Consider the following 23,971-nt stretch of genomic DNA (forward strand, 5'->3'; position numbering starts at 1 on the left):
ACTAATTATGATTCAGGTCAAGTACTGAGGTTGGCTAGTTGTTGAGAAAGATAGTTGCTGGTTGTCTTCATTGAACCAATCAGAGTATCAAGTGATGTGAATTGAGCCCGATAGCGCTTCTCTATCATTTCCATGCGTTGCTCGAGCGCTGTCCGACGAAGGCCGATATCCTTAATGATCCCATTAAGACTCTCTGTCTTCCCTGCAAGTATGCCTCCTGCTGTGGTCATCTGCTGAGCCTTGGTTTCTAGGGCGCCACCATAGCCAGTAAGTACGCTCACAACACTATCGAAGTCTTTGTCTATTGCCTTTTGGAGTTTATTTGAGTCAAGCGCTAACTTTCCACCTGACTGAATGCTTATGCCAAGATCTGAGAGTCGTGAAAATACTCCCGTCAAGCCAGAGAGTGGTTGGCTGACGGCTTCGTAGAGTTGGGATTGCACATTGCGGACTAAGGAGTCACCAGTGAGAGTGCTTGCTGTTTTTGTGTTTGTATCGTATTGGGTCAGTGACTTTGCTTGTGTCTGCAGGTCATTGTATGCCTTGACAAAATTCTCAACAGCAGTTTTTATGGTGGAGGGGTCACGGGCAACCGTCAGCGAAGTAGTGCCCAGCTTTGTCAACGTGAATGTGATACCACCAATCGCGCTGCTCACAGTATTGCTATTGGATGTAACGAGCACTCCGTCAATTTCAACTTGGGCTGTTTGAGCGGCCGAACCAACCAGGTTGAAACTGGAAAGTCGGGCGAAATCCTTTGCATCCCCAAGATTGTCGTCGGTGGCTGTAATGCTAACCGGCTCGCCTGAATTTTTCGCTGATAGAACGAGCTTGGTACCAGAGTCCCCTGTGATAATGTTGGCAGTCACCCCTGCATTGGAGGCGTTTATCGCATCTTTTACATCAGACAGAGTCGCTGTGGCACTTGTTAGTGAAATATTGGTTGTTGTTCCGCCGACTGTTATTCCTAGTGTGCCGGCGCCAACGATTTCGTTGTGGCCAGAAAAATTCGTAGCGCTAATCCGCTTTTCACTGGTGGCTAGGCGGATAACATTTATTGAGTAAGTGCCAGCGGAGGTGGTCCCGCTTGTGGTAGCAGTCACGATGCTCGCATCGCCCAGTGTGGTTTTAAATGCAGAAAGTTTATTTGCTTCGCTAAGAGTGTCAGCGGCAGATTTAAGAGCGTCAATTGAACTGCGCAGAGTACCGTAGGCTGACAGCTTGGCCTTGGTTGCAGATTCCTTCGAGTCAAGAAGAGTGATGGGTTGGCGTTCAACCTTCATCAACTGGGAGACCAAAGATTCTGCGTCAAGACCCGATCCAACGCCTAGAGAGGAAAATGTCGCCATATAAGATCTCCGAATGAATCAATGGTTATTCTACGCCTTTTGCCGAATGAGGAGTCCTTGTAGTCTATCAAGTGCTTTGGCAATGCTCAGAATTTCTTCGGAAGGAATCTGTCGAAGAATGTCCTTGGTTTCGCGGTCAATCACCTTGACTACTGTTGAGCCAGTCTCTTCATCTATGCTGAAGGTGATGTCGCTGCTTACAGGCTGGACAAAAGCATTGATACGTTCGGTAGCGTTGCGCAAACTCTCGGCGGCAGTTCCAACTTGCTGTAACGAGCCCACTTCGGTTTGTGGCGTTGTTGACATGGAATTGCTAACAACCTGTGATGCGGATGGGTTGGGTAGGAGCTTTTCGCCACGGGACTGGAGTGGGCTGACATCGCCGTTGATTGAAGGGATGGGCATCATAAAAGAAACTCCTTATCGGTACTCTGTGCGGGGGGGCATTGAACTCTTAATATGTTCGAGCCCCCCAGAATTTGTTGCCTTTGCCTTATCCGCGCAGGAGGCTGAGTACATTGTTGGGGAGGGCGTTTGCCTGGGCGAGCATGGCGGTGCCGGCTTGCTGCAGGATTTGAGCGCGGGTGAGGCTGGCTGTTTCGGATGCGTAGTCGGCGTCCAAAATGCGGCTGGCGGCTGCGGACTGGTTTTCGCGGGCTACCTGCAGAACGGATACAATGCCTTCGAAACGTGACTGCGCAGCACCAAGCGTCGAGCGCTCAGAGTTGACCTGTGTGAGGGCTGTGTCGAGTGCGCCAATCGCGCTATCGATATTAGCAGAAGTTGCTGCGCCGCCGATCGAGATGACATTGACGGCTGGAGAGAAGTTGGTGTTGTGGCCAATGGTAGCTGTTGTTACGTCGACCTTCTCGCCTGCATTGGCGCCAACTTGGAACGAATTCGTTCCGGCCTCTGTGTCGAGGATTGCTTTGCCGTTGAATTTCGTCTGGGAAATAATCCGGTTCACTTCATTTTGAAGTTGGCGGAATTCTGCTTGTAATGCAGAACGGTCATCTGCTGTATTGGTGGCATTGGCGGATTGGACGGCGAGGTCCCGCATACGCATCAGGTGGTCGCGGATCTGGCCGAGAGCGCCTTCGGCGGTTTGCGCCATGGAGATGGCGTCATTTGCGTTGCGGATGGCGACGGACATACCGCGGGATTGAGCGGTCATGCGTGTGGCGATTGCGAGGCCGGCTGCATCGTCCTTGGCGCTGTTGACGCGCAGGCCGGAAGATAGGCGCTCAAGTGCGGTGTTGAGGGCGCTCTGCGAGGTGTTGAGGTTACGCTGGGCGTTGAGCGAAGCAATGTTGGTGTTGATGATTTGAGGCATGATGCGCTCCTTTGGCAGAAGGTTGTCATAATCAATAGCCTCCTTGAAATGGGGGCCTTGAATTTATTAACGCCGTTTGTGGTGAAAACTTTAGGTGTTCGTTCAAACTGGGTGATGCATGGGGGGCGGAAATAAAAAAGGCGGCAGGAAATCCTGCCGCCTTTCATCTTTGTGACGCTGTTTATCCGCGCAGGAGGCTGAGTACATTGTTGGGGAGGGCGTTTGCCTGGGCGAGCATGGCGGTGCCGGCTTGCTGCAGGATTTGAGCGCGGGTGAGGCTGGCTGTTTCGGATGCGTAGTCGGCATCCATAATGCGGCTGGCGGCTGCGGACTGGTTTTCGCGGGCTACCTGCAGAACGGATACAATGCCTTCGAAACGTGACTGCGCAGCACCAAGCGTCGAGCGTTCAGAGTTGACTGTGGTTAGTACCGTGTCGATGAAAGAAAGGGCTGCGGATGCATTGTCGCCGTTTGCTCCGCCGATCTGGACGCCAGCTGAGACGACAGAGTAGAAGGCACTGGTTGCAGTCAGGTCCTTGGTTGTCACAGTAACTTTCTCGCCGGCATTAGCTCCGACCTGGAATTCATTGTCACCGGCGCTGCCGGCAATTACAGCCTTGCCGTTGAACTTGGTCTGGTCGATGATACGAGTCACCTCGGCTTGAAGCTGACTGAACTCAGCCTGGAGAGCAGAGCGATCGCCGGATGTATTGGTGGCATTGGCGGACTGGACGGCGAGGTCCCGCATACGCATCAGGTGGTCGCGGATCTGGCCGAGAGCGCCTTCGGCGGTTTGCGCCATGGAGATGGCGTCATTTGCGTTGCGGATGGCGACGGACATACCGCGGGATTGAGCGGTCATGCGTGTGGCGATTGCGAGGCCGGCTGCATCGTCCTTGGCGCTGTTGACGCGCAGGCCGGAAGATAGGCGCTCAAGTGCGGTGTTGAGGGCGCTCTGCGAGGTGTTGAGGTTACGCTGGGCGTTGAGCGAAGCAATGTTGGTGTTGATGATTTGAGGCATGATGCGCTCCTTTGGCAGAAGGTTGTCATAATCAATAGCCTCCTTGAAATGGGGGCCTTGAATTTATTAACGCCGTTTGTGGTGAAAACTTTAGGTGTTCGTTCAAACTGGGTGATGCATGGGGGCGGAAATAAAAAAGGCGGCAGGAAATCCTGCCGCCTTTCATCTTTGTGACGCTGTTTATCCGCGCAGGAGGCTGAGTACATTGTTGGGGAGGGCGTTTGCCTGGGCGAGCATGGCGGTGCCGGCTTGCTGCAGGATTTGAGCGCGGGTGAGGCTGGCTGTTTCGGATGCGTAGTCGGCATCCATAATGCGGCTGGCGGCTGCGGACTGGTTTTCGCGGGCTACCTGCAGAACGGATACAATGCCTTCGAAACGTGACTGCGCAGCACCAAGCGTCGAGCGCTCAGAGTTTATTTTGGTCAGCGTGGCATCGATCTGTGCGATCGCAGCACTCGCGACACCGGCGCTTTCTTGGATCGTCAGGTTGTCGGCAGCGCTGACGAATTCGGTGTCGGCAGACATGTTGGTAGTCGTGACGGTGACCTTCTCGCCTGCATTTGCACCTACCTGAAATTCGTTGCTGCCGGCCGATGTGGCAATTATTGCCTTGCCGTTGAACTTTGTCTGTTCAACGATGCGTCTGATCTCTCCTTGCAACTGGCTGAATTCCGCCTGCAGGGCGGAACGGTCGGAGCCAGTGTTGGTGGCGTTGGCGGACTGGACGGCAAGGTCCCGCATACGCATTAAGTGGTCGCGGATTTGGCCCATCGCTCCTTCAGCAGTTTGCGCCATGGAGATAGCGTCATTTGCGTTTCGGATGGCGACGGACATACCGCGGGATTGAGCGGTCATGCGTGTGGCGATTGCGAGGCCGGCTGCATCGTCCTTGGCGCTGTTGACGCGCAGGCCGGAAGATAGGCGCTGAAGTGCGGTGTTGAGAGCGCTCTGCGAGGTGTTGAGGTTACGCTGGGCGTTGAGCGAAGCAATGTTGGTATTGATGATTTGAGGCATGATGCGTTCCTTTGGCAGAGGGGTTTCATAATTGACGGCCCCTTGTTTTTGGGGGCCTTATTTCCATTAACGGCGTTTGCGAATGGAACTTGAGGGGGATTTGGAAATTTCGCCAGAGCCAAAACAAACTGACTTATTTTCGTAATCCTCATGTCACCTCATCCAAAGGAAAACGTAGGGGCAGGGACAGAAGATGCCTTCGAAGCGTGACTGGGCGATACCAAGCGTCGAGTGCGCGAAATTGACGTGGGCGACGTCCCCCCGGAATTGAGTAGCGGCTGACTTTAGAGTCCAATCTGTCACGATAAGGAGATTGGACATGAAGAAGCGATTCACTGAAGAACAGATCATTGGTTTTCTGCGGGAAGCGGAGGCAGGGATGCCGATAGCGGAGTTGTGCCGCAAACACGCTTTTTCGGAAGCGAGTTACTACCTCTGGCGCAGCAAGTTTGGCGGGATGAGTGTGTCGGACGCCAAGCGGCTCAAGGAACTCGAAACGGAAAACACGCGCTTGAAAAAGCTACTGGCCGAAACGATGCTGGAAAACGAGATCGCCAAGGAAGCCCTGCGAAAAAAGTGGTGAGCGCACCGTCGCGACGTGATCTGGTGCGCTATCTGATCGACAAGGGGCCTAGCGAGCGGAGGTCACTTCGCTTCATTGGTATGAGTCCGAGTTCATTCCGTTACCGGCCGGTGACGGATCGCAATGCGGCTTTAAAGGAGCAGATTGTCACGCTCGCCCAACGCCATCGGCGCTACGGGGCCGGGATGATCTACTTGAAGCTGCGGCAGGCTGGCATGGTGGTGAATCACAAGCGGGTGGATCGGCTCTACGCTGAGGCCGGCCTGCAAGTGAGAAGGCGAAAGCGGAAGAAGATCCCGGTGTCAGATCGTCACCCGCTAGAGCGCCCTTCGACCGCCAATCAGGTCTGGTCGATGGATTTCGTGTTCGACCGGACAGCGGAAGGGCGCGTCATCAAAAGCCTGACTGTTGTGGATGACGCAACGCACGAGGCGGTCGCGATCGTTCCGGAGCGTGCGATCGGTGGCATGCAACTGACCAGAGCACTCGATCAATTGGCCAAGACGCGAGGGTTGCCCAAGGCGATTCGGACGGATAACGGCAAGGAGTTCTGTAGTCGGGCCATGCTGACCTGGGCGCATGCCCGTAGCGTTCAACTCTTTCTCATTGAGCCGGGCAAACCGAATCAGAACGCCTATATCGAATCGTTCAATGGGCGTTTCCGGGATGAATGCCTGAACGAACACTGGTTCACCAGCCTACGCCATGCTCAGATTGTTATTGAAGGCTGGCGCCGTGAATACAACGGGGAACGACCAAAAAAATCCCTGGGCGGTTTGACGCCTGCGGCTTATGCCAAATCACTCACCCAAAAATCGGGTAAATTACCTCCGGACTCTAAAGCCCTCTGCTACTGAAAACGGGGGGACGTCGTGGGGTTAGTGCCGTGTCGATGAAGGAAAGGGCTGTGGACGTATTGTTCCCGTTTGCTCCGCCGACCTGGATGCTTGCTGAGACGACAGAGTAGAAGGGAGCGGTTGCAGTCAGGTCCTTAGCTGTCAGAGTAACGTTCTCGCCGGCATCGGCTCAGCCCCCGGATTCGTTGCCATCGGCGCTGCTGGCACAGCTCATTGACCGGTACGCCAGCCTCTGCGTCCTTCAGAAACCCGATGGTCTGCTCTTCCGATAACCGCAGCTTCAAGCCCATTCTCCTTCTTGGAAACGGACTTTACTAGATTCCCGGGTGCCCCCTTTACTTGGGGTGCCTCAGGGGCGGAAATTTTGGAATGTCGAAAATTGATTGCCTAGTTTGTTGGGGAAGGTTCTCTTCCGACAGGGGGGTAACTAGGAGGAAATTGGCGGCAAAGAAATCCCTGCTGTTACACAGTAGCGGCAGATATTGCCGCTCTTTTGGTGCGTATTTGTTGCTCGGCAAGATCTGCAGCTATCCGCCTGTGCTAGGAAATCAGTCATGCACGGCGCTTAACATCGCCGCGCATGATTTCAGAGCAAAACGGTTGTCGATTAGCCGTTGCGGAGCAGGGAAAGCACGTTGTTTGGAAGTGCGTTGGCTTGGGCGAGCATCGCAGTCCCTGCCTGCTGAAGTATCTGCGCTCGGGTAAGACTGGCGGTTTCAGCTGCGTAATCAGCGTCCATAATGCGGCTGGAGGCTGCGGTCTGGTTCTCGCGGGCAACCTGAAGCATGCTGATGATGCCTTCGAATCGTGACTGCGCGGCACCCAGCGTTGAGCGTTCCGCATTGACGGTGACCAAGGCGGCGTCAAGCTGTACTAGGGCCTCGCTTGCGCGGTCTACGGTTACCCCGATTGAGAGGTTGTTAACTACGCTTAGAAAATCGGTATTTGCGGATAGGTTGGTGGTTGTGACGGTGACCTTCTCTCCGGCGTTTGCTCCAACCTGAAATTCATTTGAGCCAGCGCTGGCGCCGACAATTTCCTTGCCGTTGAACTTGGTTTGTACAATGATTCTAGCGACTTCTGCTTGCAATTGGCTGAATTCGGCGTTGAGTGCGGAGCGATCCCCCGCGGTGTTGGTGGCGTTGGCTGACTGGACGGCGAGGTCACGCATGCGCATGAGGTGATCTCTAATTTGTCCAAGGGCACCCTCGGCAGTCTGGGCGAGGGAAATCCCGTCATTGGCGTTGCGAATGGCAACGGACATGCCACGGGACTGAGCGGTCATGCGGGTGGCGATAGATAAACCGGCAGCATCGTCTTTGGCGCTATTGACGCGCAGGCCCGAAGAAAGGCGCTCAAGTGCCGTATGAAGTGCCCCTTGTGAGGTGTTTAAATTGCGCTGTGCGTTCAGCGAGGCAATATTGGTATTAATGATCTGAGGCATGGCTTGCTCCTAGACTTGGTTTGGTAGCGCAAAATGAAGCAATTAGCGGGCCAGTATTTGTTGGTTGTATGTAGTTTAGGATTGCGTGCGCTCGACGCGTTGTTCGAGTGCAGCGAGCAGGCGATCGACGGTGCTTTCCCAACTTTCTCGATAGCCTCGAATGAAGGGGCGCATGTAAGGCATGATTGGGATACGTCGGGTGCCAAACAGACTCCATTCGAAGCGGGGTTCAAAGGCCCAGGCTGGGGTGCCTACCGCGCCCGCGATCATCGGCACGGAAACTGGCGCGGAGATAACGAGATCAAGTGCTCGGGTGACCGCAGCGACTTCGTCAATATCATCGAACTGGTCTACTTCGGGAAATGTGTGCAGGTGGACATTGCATTCACGTAGGCGGTCAAGTTCCTCCGGCTTGTGGTCGTATTGCAGGGTAATCCAATTTACCCGATCGTTCTGCATCAGTCGCTCCCACTGCTCCATTGGTGGCCAGAACTGCTTGCGCCGACCGGTTTGCAGGCTGCTACGCCAAGCAATGCCAACGTTGATCGTGCGCTGGCTGGTTTTCAGCCTTTCAAGCCGATCAGACCACCAGGCCACCCGCTGGAGGTCCGGCATGAGGAACGGCCTACGTGGTACATTGATGCTACCGTGTTTTCGAAAATAACGCTGCATCAAATCTCCCATCACGATTTGGCAGTCGAAACGATCCTTAAATAGAGGATGCGCAGGCTTCTGGCGAGGGACGAATATTAACCTAGGGAAGGAGCGGCGGAAGAGGGGCAAGAGTTTCTGTGAAACCTCAACGGTTACGCTCTGAGCTCCCTCTTCAATGAGTTGCGGGACGAACTGTAAGAATAGGATCTCGTCACCTATACCCTGCTCGCAGATGACTAGTACACGTTTCCCGGCAAAAGACGGGTATTTCCCATCTACGTTCTCGAATGTGTGTCGTTCTCGGTTCTTGTAGAGACGGTGCCGGATGTTGTATTCCTCAAGGCCTTCCTCTGTTCGCCCGCGTGCCATAAGGGTGATTGAACGGTTCATGCGGAGCTGGTCCGCGTAATGGTGCTCGGGGTCCTCCTCGAACAATTTGTTATAGATACGCAGAGCTCGGCTCGGTTGCCCGGATTCCGCGAGCAGTACAGCTAGGTTACCGCGTGCTTCGTAGTTATTCTTCTTCAGGCGTAGCGCACGTCGAATGTGGCGGATGCCAATCTCGTACTCGCCGATGCGCATGCAGGCTACAGATAATTGGAAATGCAGATAGTAGGAACGAGGGAAGCGTTTGACAGCCTCGAAGAGAAAGTCGAACGCTTCGTCGTTCTTGTCCTGTTCGTTAAGCACTTGTGCGAGGTACTCATGAGCCGTGCGGTGTTCTGCATCCTCACCAACTATAGTCCGCAGGTATTTTTCTGCCTGAGGTAGCAGCTTGTCCTGGATCAGTGACGATGCCAGAAGAAGCAGCCGCTTGTGTCGATTTTCGGTGTTTTCTCCGTCTAGGTGCTCTGCTAGGAAGGCTTCGCCGAGCTCGGCAGCACCCGAACGGTAGGCGCAGCGTACGACACCAAGTACGGCCTCGATACGCACCCGCTCGTCATCGCCGGCACAGCCGTGGGCTGCGATGAAGTTAGTGAAAGCTTGCGCAAAATTGATGCGTGAAAGGAAGTATTCTCCTGCACCTAGTCTCACCCTTGGGTTCATCGAAGCCAGCTTGGTTACCGCTTCGAAGTAATTTTCTGCCTCGGCATACCGCTTTTCATGCTCGGCTAGCTTTGCCAAGAGATAAAGTGAGCGAATGAGGCAGTCCTGATCGTGCCAGTCGCGCTCAGCTAGCCCTAGCACCTCGTCTCTATGTTCGTCTTTCTTTTGCTCGAAAAGCGACTCTGCTAATTCGATTAGCAGTGCTTCGTTGTTAGGTTCCAGTGCAAGCGCGCTGCGCAGGATTTCAACGGCCTCATCCTTGCGATCCTGCTTCTGCAGTATCTGGATTAGCTTCAGGCGGGCATTAAGATGCTGTGGGTCGAAGTCGAGCAGTTTAACGAAGAGCTTGCGTGCTTCTTCTAGGCGTCCGTCGTTGACGCAGAACAGTCCGGCGTTAAATAGAAATTCTGGACGTTGTTCGCCCTCAAGTGCCGTTTGCGAGAAATATGCGTAGGCTTTTTTGCTCTTGCCGTCAGCAGAGTAGGCAAGTGCCAAGGCTGCGTTGATCTCGCAATCTTCTGGGGCTTGGTTTTTCGCCCGGTTAAACCACTTGATTGCACTAGCAGGGTCGTTGCGTTCCAGTGCGATCTGGCCGAGCAGCTTGAGTGTAAGCGGATTTTCGGGATTTAGGCGATGAGCTTGTCCGAGGAGAGTGTCGGCCGTTTCAGCATCATGTTGGACTGCGGCGATCATGCCGAGCAACTGCCAAGTCTCGTCATTATTTTCATCTGCCTGCAGAGATTCGATTAGCAGTTCGTGGGCATCAACAAGTAGAGCGTTGCAGATCAAATCGTAGGCCGCGCGGTGGATGGTGTTTTGATAAGGATTTTGGATGGCGCGCATGAGAAGCTTTCGGATAAATGCGAAAATGTGTGGGTTGTGCGAAATTTGACTATTTGGCTTTCGGAAACACAAGTAGCCAATGGCAGAAAAATTGGGTCAGGCGAGTAGCGACCAGTCGATTGGCGTTCCTCGAGCGATAGGGACATGTGCCGTATGGCCGACGCATATGTCGTAATAACATGGCGGCAAACCAAATCCAGGACGAATGATGCGAATGTTTTCCGGAGTCAAAGGCTCGCCGGCTGCGATGTTGCGGCATGCATAGATTGATCGTCGAAAGACTTTGCTATTTTCCTCAGCCTTTGAGGCGCCATAGTTTACCGTGCCCAGTGCTTGCCAAGCCGTTTCGCTTTCGACTACTAGTGCTCGCATTTCGTCGGGTTCTAGGGAGAAAACAGAGTCGACGCCGCCATCAGCGCGTGACAGGGTGAAATGTTTCTCGATGACGGTAGCGCCGAGCGCTACGCTGGCAACTGCAGCTCCGACGCCCATGGTGTGGTCTGATAGACCTACTTCGCAGCCGAACAATTCACGCAGGTGCGGTATGGTGCGCAGGTTGGTATCAGCGGGTGTTGCAGGATAGGTGCTGGTACATTTAAGCAGTACTAGATGATGGCAACCGGCTGCACGCGCGGTACGTACAGCCTCATCTAGTTCTGCTACCGAGGCCATGCCAGTTGAAATGATCATCGGTTTGCCGGTCTTTGCTACCTTACGAATTAGCGGCAGATCGGTGTTCTCGAAGGAGGCGATCTTGTAGCATGGGACGTCAAGCGTTTCTAGAAAATCGACTGCGCTCTCGTCGAACGGTGTCGAGAAGGGAATCAGACCTAACTCAAGCGCACGCGCGAAGATTGGGCCATGCCATGCCCAAGGGGTATGGGCTTCTTGGTATAGCCTGTAGAGCGACTTTCCCTGCCAAAGCGAGTTAGGATCGTCGATGAAGAATTCCCCTCGGTTGCAGTCCAGGGTCATCGTGTCGGCCGTGTAGGTCTGAATTTTCAATGCGTGCGCACCTGCTGCTGCTACAGCTTCGACGATCGCCAGTGCGCGCTCAAGCGACTGATTGTGGTTGCCTGACATCTCGGCGATCACGAAGGGGGGGGCGTCGCGGCCAATAGGTCGACCTGTGATGGTAAAGCGAGTCTCAATTCGGTGATCACCCTGTTTTTTTGGGGGCGGTTCGGGCAACGTGGTGGCGTATTCGTTCATGGCGTTTCCAGTTCGAGGGCCTGTGTGTACATTTTGTCGTGCTAACCTGCGACTTGAAAGGCGGCGTTGTCTGGTAAGACCTCGGCAACGATGCGGCGAATTTCCGGATATTGTGCAGCGATCCAGTCGCTAGTCGCGCGGACAAGGCTGCAGCGTTCCACGCGTCCGGGAACTCGATAGACCGAAATCGGCGCTTGAGGGCGAGCCTGATCAAAGCGAACGACTCCGATGGCTTCGCCTTTGAGTTCGGCAATCAGTAATAGGCGATGGGGGTTATCGAGAGTACGCTTAAGCCAGGCGGAATACGTTGCTAAATCGATTTCCGAGGTGGCGTGTGAGACAGCGCGTACCGTCGGATCGTCGCGCCGGCGCAGAAGGTAGGAACAATCATCCTGACTGGCAGTGCGGAATACCACGTGGGTAGGCAGCATGCGCTCGGCGACACGGCGTACTCCATGTCCATCGACCAGCATCCGGCTGCGCTTGGCTAGTCCGCGAAGCAGGGAGGGGGGGGTAATTAGGGTACCGAGCCAAGCGGCAAAGATTGGTCTGTCGGGTGACATCATAAGAGGAGTGCCAACGGCATAGCCTCCTTCAGGTTCTGTGAAGTGGAACATGCTGGCGGCCGCTATTGCGGAGGCACGTGCCTCCAAGATCGCCTGGGGCATGTGTTCGTGGTTGCCCGCCCCGCCAGAGGCAATCACGGGTAGATTGACGGCTTGAGTCACTTTTCAATGAGAGCCAAGTCATAGCCCTGCATGGTGCCGTCTCGATCGATGGAGTTGTTCGCGGCTAATGTTGCGGCTGATGTAAACAGTGCCAAAATCTCCGGCCCAAAAAGCTTCCTGTTCTGTTCTATGGGGCGTCATAGTTAATTGTCCGTTGCGGTGCTATGGTTTTCTGGGCAACATGGCGATTGATGTCTTCCCAATCAGGATGCTCAGCGAGCAGTGCAAGGACGTCTTCCATGACAAAATCTGGCTTGGTCGGGTGGAGTGTCTCAAAAATGCGGCGCACTAACTCGAAGTCCTCGAGGGTATCGACTGTCCAACGGTGCTGGCTCAGATCTGGTGTTCTGGTTAGGGATCTCACCTGATATCGGCCGGGGCGCCAATAAATGAAAGGAGTGACGTGTTCGCGCTCGGATGCGTCTCGGGATTCTGTTTGGGCTTCTGCAAGCGCTTTGGTACTGAAGACCTCTACGGCCATTCCGTAGGGCCAGGTCGGCGCAATCGTGTTAGATACGTAGTCACATGATCCATCTTCGAAAGCGGCAATGGCATCGTCTATTAACTGTGGATCAATCAGCGGGCAATCTGAAGTTACTCGCACCACGGTTGTGACGGAGAAGTGCTGAGCGGCTTTGTGATAACGCGAAAGAACATCGTGCTCAGATCCTCGAATAAAAGAAATTTCCTCTGCTTCGCAGAAAGCCACAATAGGATCATCCGCGATTTGGGTTGTCGTGGCGACTATGATTAGGTTTGCACGATTCACACGCCTAAGTCGTTCGATTTGGTAAGCGAGCATGGGTAGCCCGGCAATCGGCATGAGTACTTTGCCGGGTAGTCGAGATGAGCTCATGCGTGCTTGAACTATGATCGAAGTCTTTGTGCTCATGGATTAAGCATTTCCAGAAGCGTGCGGACAATAAACTCCTGCTGCATTTCGTATCGCTTCAGTCTATCCCGTGAATCGACGATGACCCGGCGCGGCTTGTAATGCTGCAGGACCGTAGCGATGAATTGGCGTTCGAAGGAGCCGGTGCCGCAGGCGACCAACAGGCTGCTGTTATCGAACATTCTGCCTCCAGTGCGTTATTCGTTCGTAGTATATATCTCTCGCCGTGGGCTGATCAGCCGACAACGACCCGGTTTTTGCCGGTCTTCTTGGCTTGGTACATCGCCTCATCGGCACGTTTTATCACCGTATTCTGCACGTCGTTGTCTTGCATCTGGGTCACGCCGGCGCTGAATGTGATGAGCACCTTGTCGTTGCCATGCAGGAAGAACTTCTTGGTGAGTTCGCGCTGCAATCGGGTCAGCGCCTTGACGGCATCTTCCAGGTGGGTCTCGGGGAGCAGGATGATGAATTCCTCTCCACCGTAACGGGCGACGGTATCCTGAGGGCGCAACGTTTCGCGGCAGACCTTGGCCAAGTGAATCAGTGCAGCATCGCCGGCATCGTGCCCCATCGAGTCGTTCAGTTTCTTGAAATTGTCGATGTCGAGGAGGGCGACGCACAGCGCGGTGTCGTGCCGTTTGGCGCGAGCCGTTTCCTTGGCAAACATGTCTTCGAGTCCGCGACGGTTGAGTGCTCCCGTCAATTGGTCATGCCTGACCAAGTCGCTGGTTTGTTCCAGTTCGCGCTCGAGTTCCTGAATTCTCGCTTCAGATTCTTTGACCTTCTGTTGGGTGTTGCGCAGTTCGTCGCGAGAGTGGAGTGCATTCAATTGAATGGCCCGGGTTTCCTTCATGACTTCGCCCAGAACATTCTCTAGCTCGGTTATGTTGTCGGCCGAACTGATCTTCGCTGCGCAAACCTCTATCTTGTCGTGGTATTCAGACGTGGCGTCGGCAAAGTTGGCCAAGTGGTCCACAAAGCCGGCGAGCAAGCTCTTGATGGCTTCCTTGGCCTCAGCCAAGCTGGCCTTCAGTTGGCTCTGTTTGAAGATGACTTCTTTCAGGCGGCGCTCAGCATCGTCTATCGAGCGTTGCGATAGCGGTTTTTCGATGATGTCGCGAACCACTTCGATCTGGCCGTGGAGCCAGCGGTCATCCAGCACCAACTCGGTAATGTTTTCGACCAACAGGCGCAACAGGCCTAGCAGGCTTTGCCGGAGTTCTGCTTGATCCTCGGCGAGCAATTCCAACTTGAAGGCGAAACGTTTGAGGCGGGTGAGAAACTCCTGAAGTTGTTCCGAACGTACGGCGGTGCGAATGTCATTCGCCAGTATCTTGGCGTCGCTGGCCAGCATTGGGCTTTCGACCAGTTGGGTGGCAATCGCGGTTTCCAGGGTGAAAGCGAAGAGTTCGCGTAACTCCGGAAGCAATTCGGACTCTGCTGCGGTGGACTGCTCGGAAAGACGAATTTCCGAGGTGGTTCCGATGGAGCTTTCGCCGCCGTTTTCCAGTTCCTTGCCTTGGCCCCACGAACGCAATAGGTTTTGCAGGCGAGTGAACAGGGTTTCGGGATTTGCCCCGCTACTGGTGAGCACATGTTCTAGCGATTCACGTTTACGTGCCGACGTGAGGCCGACGTGCCGGGCGTCCCATTGTTTCAACAGGTCGCTGATAAGGTCAGACCAGGTGAGCTTTTGGGCTTCAGTGAGATTGACGACGAATTCACTTAAATGCGTTTTGTAGTCTTCCCAATTGCCTGCTTTGATGGATTCATCAAGTAGACGAGCGAGTCTAAGTTGATCCGGGGAAGACTTTGGCAACGCGGCAGCCAACGAGCGAAGTTGCTTATCGGGGAAGGTCGCATCGTTCGCCGGCTTGGTGCCAGCGATCTCGTGATACAGCGTCTGGTAATGATCCGGGGTCGGGGCAACCCGACGGGACGCCAGTTGGCGCAGGGTCTCGCGGGCGATTTCGAATGGATTGGTCAGCGTGGCCATATTGAAATTCTTTCGGTCAGGCTATAATCGCGGCCTTTCTTTGTGCCCCCGTAGCATGAAGGTCGTGCAGTTGATTTGTAATCATCAGGACTTGGTTCGATTCCGAGCGGGGGCACCATCTCAAGAATTGGCGTGGCCGTAGCCCAAGCGGTGAGATAGCGTTTGCGCTGCATGCAACATCGCCTTGGCGACCGAGCTATCCCAGTCAACGCTGAACTCCCCGGTTGACCCCAACGATGTTATTGCTGCGACCATGCTCCCAGTGTGGTCGTAAACTGGCGCGCTGAAGCCGTTGATTCCTGGGGTTAGGCTGCCAGTTGCTCGAGCGATCCCGTGGCCGCGAATCTCCGTCAGTTGTTTCTCGAGGTTGCGGCGGACGGTGGTGATCGCAGTCTTGGAGGCTTCGGATTCCTGACGCAGTTCCTCGTCCAGCATTTGTTTGAGGTACGGTGACTTGTAAAAGGACGCAAAGGCCCTGCCGGTTGCCGATTTGCACAAGGACAGCACAGTGCCGGGACGAAGCGTGATGGTGACCGGACCTCCAGCATCAACGATACGGACAATCGTCGCGCCATGGGTGCCCCAAACCGCGAGTGCAACCGTTTCGTGTATTTCCTCGCAGAGTGCCTCAAGAATAGGGCTAGCCAAGCGGACGGGGTCGAGCCGGCCCAAGCCGGAAAGCCCGAGTTCGAGGGCATAAGCACCGAGATCGTAGCGGCCACTACTGGCATCTTGTTCGACGATGCCGATACGCATGAAACTGACCATGTAGCGATGAGCCTTGGCGGCGGGCATTCCCGCGCCCTTGGCGATGTCGCGCAACATCATTGGCCGGTTGGTCGATGCTAATACTCGCAGCAGGCGGAATCCTACCTCTACCGACTGGATGCCTTGGCGGTCGCTCGATACCTTGGTAATCATAAATTCGTGATCGGAAGCAAAAGCTACATTCTATGCATCTATGGCAGATGTTAGGTGGCGAATATAATTTCCATTACAAATTTAGGGAGATATTTATGCGTGCAGTGCTTGTGGCAAATCCTAAGGGCGGGGCAGGCAAGACAACTTTGGCAACCAATCTGTCGGGGTATTTTGCCAACAAGGGGCAGAAGACCACATTGTGCGACTTGGATCGTCAGCAGTCAGCTCTCCGCTGGATGGCTTTTCGCGACGAGGCTTTGCCGGGGGTGTCGGGGTTCTTTGCTGGTAATCAGATTGTTCTGAATCTTCCCAAGGACGCGGATTGGGTAGTCGTTGATGCGCCGGCGGGGCTACAGGGCTATAAATTGTCCGACTATGTGCGCGTGGTGGATAAGGTGCTAGTTCCGCTTGTGCCCTCTATATTTGATATGGCGGCCACCGAAGACTTCCTTAACGCCATGCGCAACGAAGTGCGTGGGGTGCGTAACAAGATCGGTATCGTCGCGATGCGTGTCGATCCGCGTACTCGTGCTGCCGGCATGCTTGAAGAATTCCTCCGCCACTTCGATCTCCCTATCGTTGGCTACCTGCGTAATACGCAGAACTACGTCAATGTGGCGGCAGCGGGGGCGACAGTATTCGACCCGCCACGTGCAAAGCATCGCAAAGATGTCGACCAGTGGGCTTCGCTCATTGAGTGGGTCGAAAAATAAGTTAAACAATTTTCGCGTGGGTGCTTGACGATAGGGGGCGGTATCTGGATAATGCGCCCCTCTCTCGGACGCGGGGTGGAGCAGTTGGCAGCTCGTCGGGCTCATAACCCGAAGGTCGCAGGTTCAAGTCCTGCCCCCGCAACCAAAAGCAAGGCGCTTGAAGTTTTTGAGCGTTTTGTTTTGAGAAATAAATAAGGCAGCAAGAAAAAATATTTTTCGAAACTGCTTGACGGAAGTGAGTAGTTGCTTCATAATCTCGCTTCTCTGCTGCTGACGAATCAAACGAAACGGCGCAGCGACTGATCTTTAAAAGTTTGGACAACCGATAGGTGTGGGTGTCTTGATGCGAAGCGATGCAAGTCGCAAAAAAGTATTAAGGCAAATACACCGAGTAATAGGTAGAGAAATCTACCGTCAGTGAATTTGCGAGTTTGTTGGATTGAACTGAAGAGTTTGATCCTGGCTCAGATTGAACGCTGGCGGCATGCCTTACACATGCAAGTCGAACGGCAGCACGGACTTCGGTCTGGTGGCGAGTGGCGAACGGGTGAGTAATGTATCGGAACGTACCTTTCAGTGGGGGATAACGTAGCGAAAGTTACGCTAATACCGCATATTCTGTGAGCAGGAAAGCAGGGGATCGTAAGACCTTGCGCTGATTGAGCGGCCGATATCAGATTAGCTAGTTGGTGGGGTAACGGCCTACCAAGGCTACGATCTGTAGCGGGTCTGAGAGGATGATCCGCCACACTGGGACTGAGACACGGCCCAGACTCCTACGGGAGGCAGCAGTGGGGAATTTTGGACAATGGGGGCAACCCTGATCCAGCCATGCCGCGTGAGTGAAGAAGGCCTTCGGGTTGTAAAGCTCTTTCGGCCGGGAAGAAATCGCATCAGCTAATACCTGGTGTGGATGACGGTACCGGAATAAGAAGCACCGGCTAACTACGTGCCAGCAGCCGCGGTAATACGTAGGGTGCGAGCGTTAATCGGAATTACTGGGCGTAAAGCGTGCGCAGGCGGTTTTTTAAGATAGGCGTGAAATCCCCGGGCTTAACCTGGGAACTGCGCTTATGACTGGAAGACTAGAGTACGGCAGAGGGGGGTGGAATTCCACGTGTAGCAGTGAAATGCGTAGAGATGTGGAGGAACACCGATGGCGAAGGCAGCCCCCTGGGCCGATACTGACGCTCATGCACGAAAGCGTGGGGAGCAAACAGGATTAGATACCCTGGTAGTCCACGCCCTAAACGATGTCAACTAGGTGTTGGGTGGGTAAAACCATTTAGTACCGTAGCTAACGCGTGAAGTTGACCGCCTGGGGAGTACGGCCGCAAGGTTAAAACTCAAAGGAATTGACGGGGACCCGCACAAGCGGTGGATGATGTGGATTAATTCGATGCAACGCGAAAAACCTTACCTACCCTTGACATGTTCAGAATCCTGAAGAGATTTGGGAGTGCCCGAAAGGGAACTGGAACACAGGTGCTGCATGGCTGTCGTCAGCTCGTGTCGTGAGATGTTGGGTTAAGTCCCGCAACGAGCGCAACCCTTGTCGTTAATTGCCATCATTTAGTTGGGCACTTTAACGAGACTGCCGGTGACAAACCGGAGGAAGGTGGGGATGACGTCAAGTCCTCATGGCCCTTATGGGTAGGGCTTCACACGTCATACAATGGTCGGTACAGAGGGTTGCCAAGCCGCGAGGTGGAGCCAATCCCAGAAAGCCGATCGTAGTCCGGATTGCAGGCTGCAACTCGCCTGCATGAAGTCGGAATCGCTAGTAATCGCGGATCAGCATGTCGCGGTGAATACGTTCCCGGGTCTTGTACACACCGCCCGTCACACCATGGGAGTGGGTTCCACCAGAAGTAGTTAGCCTAACCGCAAGGAGGGCGATTACCACGGTGGGGTTCATGACTGGGGTGAAGTCGTAACAAGGTAGCCGTATCGGAAGGTGCGGCTGGATCACCTCCTTTCTAGAGAAAGCATCCTGGCACCCACAACCTATCGGTTGTTCATCAGTAGCAAACAGACGGAGGGTCTGTAGCTCAGTCGGTTAGAGCACCGTCTTGATAAGGCGGGGGTCGTTGGTTCGATTCCAACCAGACCCACCAACGTCAAAAACGGGGGATTAGCTCAGCTGGGAGAGCACCTGCTTTGCAAGCAGGGGGTCGTCGGTTCGATCCCGTCATCCTCCACCAGAACCCTGAGATAAACGGATGTTTATCTCAGGCTTTTGAGAAATCAATTGCTACGCTCTTTAACAAAACGGAAGAAGGTTGTGTAACGCTGTGATGAGCAGCGCTACACGTTGTGATTGCATCTGATTGTCTATTACAGCTAGTAGATGATCAGCACAAAGTTTTTTGAGTTGCCTGTAACCGTCTCGCAAGAGACTTCAAGGTTATAGGATCAAGCGACTAAGTGCATGTGGTGGATGCCTTGGCGATCACAGGCGATGAAGGACGTGCAAGCCTGCGAAAAGCGCGGGGGAGTTGGCAACGAAACGTTGATCCCGCGATGTCCGAATGGGGAAACCCACCTCTTTGAGGTATCCCTTGCTGAATACATAGGCAAGGGAGGCGAACCCGGTGAACTGAAACATCTAAGTAGCCGGAGGAAAAGAAATCAACCGAGATTCCCTAAGTAGTGGCGAGCGAACGGGGAAAAGCCTGCTAGTGATAGCAGCTTTGTTAGCAGAACGGAATGGAAAGTCCGGCCGTAGTGGGTGATAGCCCCGTATGCGAAAACATCGCTGTGGTACTAAGTTAGCGAAAAGTAGGGCGGGGCACGTGAAACCTTGTCTGAACATGGGGGGACCATCCTCCAAGGCTAAATACTCGTGATCGACCGATAGTGAACCAGTACCGTGAGGGAAAGGCGAAAAGAACCCCGGGAGGGGAGTGAAATAGAACCTGAAACCGCATGCATACAAACAGTGGGAGCCTCCTTGTGGGGTGACTGCGTACCTTTTGTATAATGGGTCAGCGACTTACGTTGTGTTGCGAGCTTAACCGAATAGGGGAGGCGTAGCGAAAGCGAGTCTGATAAGGGCGTTTAGTAGCACGGCGTAGACCCGAAACCGGATGATCTATCCATGGCCAGGATGAAGGTGCCGTAACAGGTACTGGAGGTCCGAACCCACTAATGTTGAAAAATTAGGGGATGAGCTGTGGATAGGGGTGAAAGGCTAAACAAATCCGGAAATAGCTGGTTCTCCCCGAAAACTATTTAGGTAGTGCGTCTTATATCACTTCCGGGGGTAAAGCACTGTTATGGCTAGGGGGTCATCGCGACTTACCAAACCATGGCAAACTCTGAATACCGGAAAGTGCGAGTAAGGCAGACAGACAGTGGGTGCTAACGTCCATTGTCAAGAGGGAAACAACCCAGACCGCCAGCTAAGGTCCCCAAGACACAGTTAAGTGGGAAACGAGGTGGGAAGGCATAGACAGCTAGGAGGTTGGCTTAGAAGCAGCCACCCTTTAAAGAAAGCGTAATAGCTCACTAGTCGAGTCGTCCTGCGCGGAAGATGTAACGGGGCTCAAACTGTGCACCGAAGCTGCGGATATCGAAAGATATGGTAGGGGAGCGTTCTGTAGGTCTGTGAAGGTGTCTTGTAAAGGATGCTGGAGATATCAGAAGTGCGAATGCTGACATGAGTAGCGATAAAGCGGGTGAAAGGCCCGCTCGCCGAAAGCCCAAGGTTTCCTACGCAACGTTCATCGGCGTAGGGTGAGTCGGCCCCTAAGGCGAGGCTGAAAAGCGTAGTCGATGGGAAACAGGTCAATATTCCTGTACCGATTCTAGATGCGATGTGGGGACGGAGAAGGTTAGGTCAGCCATCTGTTGGAATAGGTGGTTTAAGCGTGTAGGAGTGTCCCTTAGGCAAATCCGGGGGAATTATCTGAGGCGTGATGACGAGGCACTACGGTGCTGAAGTGATTGATACCAAGCTTCCAGGAAAAGCCACTAAGCTTCAGTCTAGAATCGACCGTACCGCAAACCGACACAGGTGGGCAGGATGAAAATTCTAAGGCGCTTGAGAGAACTCAGGAGAAGGAACTCGGCAAATTGACACCGTAACTTCGGGAGAAGGTGTGCCCCGGTAGGTTGTAGAGCCTCGCGCTCGAAGGCCGATGGGGTTGCAGTGAAATGGTGGCTGCGACTGTTTAATAAAAACACAGCACTCTGCAAACACGAAAGTGGACGTATAGGGTGTGACGCCTGCCCGGTGCTGGAAGATTAAGTGATGGGGTGCAAGCTCTTGATCGAAGTCCCAGTAAACGGCGGCCGTAACTATAACGGTCCTAAGGTAGCGAAATTCCTTGTCGGGTAAGTTCCGACCTGCACGAATGGCGTAACGATGGCCACACTGTCTCCTCCTGAGACTCAGCGAAGTTGAAATGTTTGTGAAGATGCAATCTCCCCGCGGCAAGACGGAAAGACCCCATGAACCTTTACTGCAGCTTTGCATTGGACTTTGAACCGGTTTGTGTAGGATAGGTGGGAGACTGTGAAACCTGGACGCTAGTTCAGGTGGAGTCGTCCTTGAAATACCACCCTGATTTGTTTGAGGTTCTAACCTAGGCCAGTGAATCCTGGCCGGGGACCGTGCATGGTAGGCAGTTTGACTGGGGCGGTCTCCTCCCAAAAGGTAACGGAGGAGTACGAAGGTACGCTTAGGGCGGTCGGACATCGCCCATAAAGTGCAATGGCAAAAGCGTGCTTGACTGCGAGACCCACAAGTCGAGCAGGTGCGAAAGCAGGTCATAGTGATCCGGTGGTTCTGTATGGAAGGGCCATCGCTCAACGGATAAAAGGTACTCTGGGGATAACAGGCTGATACCGCCCAAGAGTTCATATCGACGGCGGTGTTTGGCACCTCGATGTCGGCTCATCTCATCCTGGGGCTGTAGCCGGTCCCAAGGGTATGGCTGTTCGCCATTTAAAGAGGTACGTGAGCTGGGTTTAAAACGTCGTGAGACAGTTTGGTCCCTATCTGCCGTGGGCGCTGGATATTTGAAGGGGGCTGCTCCTAGTACGAGAGGACCGGAGTGGACATTCCTCTGGTGTACCGGTTATGACGCCAGTCGTATCGCCGGGTAGCTATGAATGGAAGAGATAAACGCTGAAAGCATCTAAGCGTGAAACTCGCCTTAAGATGAGATATCCCGGAGTCTTGAACTCCCTAAAGGGTCGTCGAAGACCACGACGTTGATAGGTCAGGTGTGGAAGCGCAGTAATGCGTTAAGCTAACTGATACTAATTGCCCGTGCGGCTTGATCCTATAACCTTGAACAACAAGCAATTCAAAAAACACAATCACAACATACCTTCTTACACCGTTTTGCGTTTGGCGCTCTCAACAGCGACAAACACACAAGTTACGCTTGGCGGCAATAGCCTTCTGGACCCACCCCTTCCCATCCCGAACAGGACCGTGAAACAGATGAGCGCCAATGATAGTGAGCACCTCGCTCGCGAAAGTAGGTCACCGCCAGGCTCCCCATTCAAAAGCCCCCTCAGCACAACGCTGCAGGGGGCTTTGTCGTTCACGCCTCAAAGACAAAGCAGCGAAAATAATTCGCCCTGCAACATGAGGCACCATCCGGCCTATGCTAGAATTCGCACCGGCGGGTCTCCCCGCATTGCAGGGTGGTGAACCTGGTCAGGTCCGGAAGGAAGCAGCCACAGCCATTGACTGCAAGTGCCGGGGGTTAGGCTCGCCATTTCCATTTTCTGCTTTGGTGTGGGGCGCATGAGTTATCAGGTTCTTGCGCGCAAGTGGCGACCGCGCAATTTTTCAACGCTTGTCGGTCAAGAGCATGTCGTACGTGCTCTGACGCACGCGCTCTCCGAGCAGCGTTTGCACCATGCGTATCTGTTCACCGGAACGCGGGGGGTCGGCAAGACGACGATTGCCCGAATCCTGGCCAAGGCGCTGAATTGCGAAACAGGCATCACGCCCAATCCCTGCGGAACTTGCTCGACGTGCCAGGAAATCGATGGTGGCCGTTTTGTTGATCTGCTCGAAGTCGACGCGGCAACGAATACCCGCGTCGATGAGATGCGGCAGTTGCTGGAAAATGCCGTCTATGCGCCAACCCGCGGCCGCTTCAAAGTCTATGTGATCGACGAAGTGCACATGCTCTCCACGTCTGCCTTCAACGCCATGTTGAAGACCCTGGAAGAGCCGCCGGAGCATGTCAAGTTCATTCTGGCGACGACGGATCCGCAGAAGATTCCGGTTACCGTGCTGTCGCGTTGCTTGCAGTTCAATTTGAAGCAGATGCCGGTTCCGGCCATTGCCGGGCATCTGTCGCATATCCTCGAAGCCGAAGGCATTCAGTTCGATCAGCCGGCGCTGGCACTCATCGCACGCTCGGCGGCGGGCAGTATGCGGGATGCCTTGTCAATATTGGATCAAGCCATCGCGCATGGCGCCGGTGTGGTCGATGAATCCCAAGTCCGAGCGATGCTGGGCTCCGTCGATCAGGATTTCCTGTTTGCCATTCTGGAAGCACTGCTCGGCGGAGATGCCCAGGCCTTGGTGGCCGTCGCAGCCGACATGGCAATGCGCAGCCTGTCGTTCAATTCGGCCTTGCAGGAGCTCGCATCACTGCTCACGCGCTTGCAAGTGGCTCAATGCGTACCGGCGTCTTTGGAAGACGATCCGGATAAGGCTCGTCTGCAGGAGTTGGCAGCGGCCTTGCCGGCAGAATTCATACAGTTGGCCTATCAGATTACCAATATCGGGCGCCAGGAACTGGCCAGTGCTCCGGATGAATATTCTGGTTTCCTGATGACCTTGCTGCGCCTGCATGCCTTCAAGCCGGCTTCCGTATCCGATGTGGTTGCCAATATTGCCTCTGCGCGACCGAAAAGAACCGAGGTCCCCGTAGCGGTTTCGGCTAGCCCAGCCCCTGTTCAAGAAGCCCCTAGAGAAAAAGCCCCGGTGCGTCCTGTCGCGGAAGTCGGTGACGATTGGCATGCGATGGTCGGTGCCCTGGCAATCAGCGGTTTGGCGCGAGAGTTGGCGCAGAACTGCGAATTGAGAAGTCTGACCGAAGGGCAGTGTATTTTGCGCCTAGCCCCCAGTCGTGCTCACTTGCAGATGAAGCCTTCTCCGGAAAAGTTGCAGCAGGCACTATCGGACTATCTTGGTCGCGCCATCATGCTACGTATCGAGGTTGGCGAAAATGATAGCGAAACGCCGGCGGTTGTGGCTGGGCGGCAACGTCAGCAACGGCTCGATGCGGCTGTAAATTCAATCGAACAAGACGCATTTGTGCGTGACATGATCGATTCTTGTGACGCATCGATCGTGCAGTCTTCAATCAAACCCATCGCCTAAC

16 protein-coding genes, 4 tRNA genes, 3 rRNA genes, 1 other RNA gene and 2 pseudogenes are annotated in these 23,971 nt (G+C 54.2%); 12 read left to right on the plus strand and 14 right to left on the minus strand.

Annotated features, from left to right (window positions below; translation table 11 throughout):
• Positions 1-17 precede the first annotated feature (17 nt).
• The 5 genes from fliD to WIF35_RS15930 form a co-directional block, all read right to left on the minus strand.
• Positions 18-1,349, minus strand: coding sequence for a flagellar filament capping protein FliD (gene fliD / locus WIF35_RS15910; RefSeq protein WP_412479206.1), 1,332 nt, complete (start codon positions 1,347-1,349; stop codon positions 18-20).
• A gap of 30 nt (positions 1,350-1,379) precedes the next feature.
• Entirely contained in the window at positions 1,380-1,757 is a 378-nt protein-coding gene (locus WIF35_RS15915) for a flagellar protein FlaG (RefSeq protein WP_412479207.1), read from the minus strand.
• Between the two features lie 85 nt (positions 1,758-1,842).
• Positions 1,843-2,682: a flagellin gene (locus tag WIF35_RS15920; RefSeq protein WP_412479208.1), complete on the minus strand. Its 840-nt coding sequence runs from the start codon at positions 2,680-2,682 to the stop codon at positions 1,843-1,845.
• Positions 2,683-2,863: 181 nt separating this feature from the next.
• The gene (locus WIF35_RS15925; RefSeq protein WP_412479209.1) at positions 2,864-3,703 is read right to left on the minus strand and encodes a flagellin; all 840 of its coding nucleotides are present in this window, start codon (positions 3,701-3,703) and stop codon (positions 2,864-2,866) included.
• Positions 3,704-3,883: 180 nt separating this feature from the next.
• Complete coding sequence (locus tag WIF35_RS15930) at positions 3,884-4,717, minus strand: flagellin (RefSeq protein ID WP_412479210.1); 834 nt, start codon at positions 4,715-4,717, stop codon at positions 3,884-3,886.
• 319 nt (positions 4,718-5,036) lie between these two features.
• Between WIF35_RS15930 and WIF35_RS15935 the strand changes: the two are divergent.
• Together WIF35_RS15935 and WIF35_RS15940 are read left to right on the plus strand one after the other, a co-directional pair.
• Positions 5,037-5,186: pseudogene (locus WIF35_RS15935) on the plus strand (transposase); the annotation flags it as partial.
• Complete coding sequence (locus tag WIF35_RS15940) at positions 5,114-6,157, plus strand: IS3 family transposase (protein ID WP_412479211.1); 1,044 nt, start codon at positions 5,114-5,116, stop codon at positions 6,155-6,157. The pseudogene WIF35_RS15935 and the gene WIF35_RS15940, both read left to right, overlap by 73 nt.
• Positions 6,158-6,764: 607 nt before the next feature.
• Here the strand turns inward: WIF35_RS15940 and WIF35_RS15945 are convergent.
• From WIF35_RS15945 to WIF35_RS15980, 8 genes and pseudogenes are all read right to left on the minus strand, one after another.
• Positions 6,765-7,601, minus strand: a complete 837-nt coding sequence (locus WIF35_RS15945; protein WP_412479212.1) for a flagellin — start codon at positions 7,599-7,601, stop codon at positions 6,765-6,767.
• Between the two features lie 75 nt (positions 7,602-7,676).
• A complete protein-coding gene (locus tag WIF35_RS15950) occupies positions 7,677-10,145 on the minus strand; it encodes a tetratricopeptide repeat protein (RefSeq protein ID WP_412479213.1) in 2,469 nt (822 codons plus the stop codon).
• 96 nt (positions 10,146-10,241) lie between these two features.
• On the minus strand, positions 10,242-11,357 hold the full coding sequence (gene pseI / locus WIF35_RS15955; protein ID WP_412479214.1) for a pseudaminic acid synthase: 1,116 nt from the start codon (positions 11,355-11,357) through the stop codon (positions 10,242-10,244).
• A 41-nt stretch (positions 11,358-11,398) separates the two neighbouring features.
• Positions 11,399-11,788, minus strand: a complete 390-nt coding sequence (locus WIF35_RS15960) for a hypothetical protein (RefSeq protein ID WP_412481273.1) — start codon at positions 11,786-11,788, stop codon at positions 11,399-11,401.
• Between the two features lie 231 nt (positions 11,789-12,019).
• Positions 12,020-12,085: pseudogene (locus tag WIF35_RS15965) on the minus strand (hypothetical protein); the annotation flags it as partial.
• A 127-nt stretch (positions 12,086-12,212) separates the two neighbouring features.
• Positions 12,213-12,977, minus strand: coding sequence for a cytidylyltransferase domain-containing protein (locus tag WIF35_RS15970; RefSeq protein WP_412479215.1), 765 nt, complete (start codon positions 12,975-12,977; stop codon positions 12,213-12,215).
• Positions 12,974-13,159 (minus strand): polysaccharide biosynthesis protein, encoded by a 186-nt coding sequence (locus WIF35_RS15975; protein ID WP_412479216.1) that lies wholly within the window; start codon positions 13,157-13,159, stop codon positions 12,974-12,976. Before WIF35_RS15975 ends, WIF35_RS15970 begins: the two co-directional genes overlap by 4 nt.
• A 53-nt stretch (positions 13,160-13,212) precedes the next feature.
• Positions 13,213-14,976 carry a diguanylate cyclase gene (locus tag WIF35_RS15980; RefSeq protein ID WP_412479217.1) on the minus strand — a complete coding sequence of 588 codons (1,764 nt, stop codon included), beginning with the start codon at positions 14,974-14,976 and terminating at the stop codon, positions 13,213-13,215.
• 44 nt (positions 14,977-15,020) lie between these two features.
• On the opposite strand from WIF35_RS15980, the gene WIF35_RS15985 reads away from it, so the two are divergent.
• Positions 15,021-15,094: transfer RNA gene (locus WIF35_RS15985), tRNA-Thr, on the plus strand.
• Positions 15,095-15,096: 2 nt separating this feature from the next.
• Here WIF35_RS15985 and WIF35_RS15990 read toward each other — a convergent pair.
• Entirely contained in the window at positions 15,097-15,897 is an 801-nt protein-coding gene (locus WIF35_RS15990; protein ID WP_412479218.1) for an IclR family transcriptional regulator, read from the minus strand.
• A 95-nt stretch (positions 15,898-15,992) separates the two neighbouring features.
• Here WIF35_RS15990 and WIF35_RS15995 point away from each other — a divergent pair, with 95 nt between their 5' ends.
• The 9 genes from WIF35_RS15995 to dnaX all read left to right on the plus strand — a co-directional run bounded on the left by WIF35_RS15995 (position 15,993) and on the right by dnaX (position 23,970).
• Complete coding sequence (locus WIF35_RS15995) at positions 15,993-16,610, plus strand: AAA family ATPase (protein WP_412479219.1); 618 nt, start codon at positions 15,993-15,995, stop codon at positions 16,608-16,610.
• Between the two features lie 69 nt (positions 16,611-16,679).
• A tRNA-Met gene (locus WIF35_RS16000) sits at positions 16,680-16,755 on the plus strand.
• A gap of 296 nt (positions 16,756-17,051) precedes the next feature.
• Positions 17,052-18,589, plus strand: a 16S ribosomal RNA gene (locus WIF35_RS16005).
• A gap of 61 nt (positions 18,590-18,650) precedes the next feature.
• Positions 18,651-18,727, plus strand: a tRNA-Ile gene (locus WIF35_RS16010).
• Between the two features lie 11 nt (positions 18,728-18,738).
• Positions 18,739-18,814, plus strand: a tRNA-Ala gene (locus tag WIF35_RS16015).
• Positions 18,815-19,023: 209 nt separating this feature from the next.
• Positions 19,024-21,903 (plus strand): 23S ribosomal RNA (locus WIF35_RS16020).
• Between the two features lie 102 nt (positions 21,904-22,005).
• A 5S ribosomal RNA gene (gene rrf / locus WIF35_RS16025) occupies positions 22,006-22,119 on the plus strand.
• The 16S, 23S and 5S rRNA genes sit together here with 3 tRNA genes alongside, the layout of an rRNA operon.
• Before the next feature lie 129 nt (positions 22,120-22,248).
• Positions 22,249-22,347: signal recognition particle sRNA small type (ffs, locus tag WIF35_RS16030), an RNA gene on the plus strand.
• 27 nt (positions 22,348-22,374) lie between these two features.
• Positions 22,375-23,970 (plus strand): DNA polymerase III subunit gamma/tau, encoded by a 1,596-nt coding sequence (gene dnaX, locus WIF35_RS16035; protein WP_412479220.1) that lies wholly within the window; start codon positions 22,375-22,377, stop codon positions 23,968-23,970.
• Position 23,971: the final 1 nt, after the last annotated feature.

This window comes from Azonexus sp. IMCC34839, from assembly GCF_047047955.1.
In the GTDB taxonomy this organism is placed as follows: domain Bacteria; phylum Pseudomonadota; class Gammaproteobacteria; order Burkholderiales; family Rhodocyclaceae; genus Azonexus.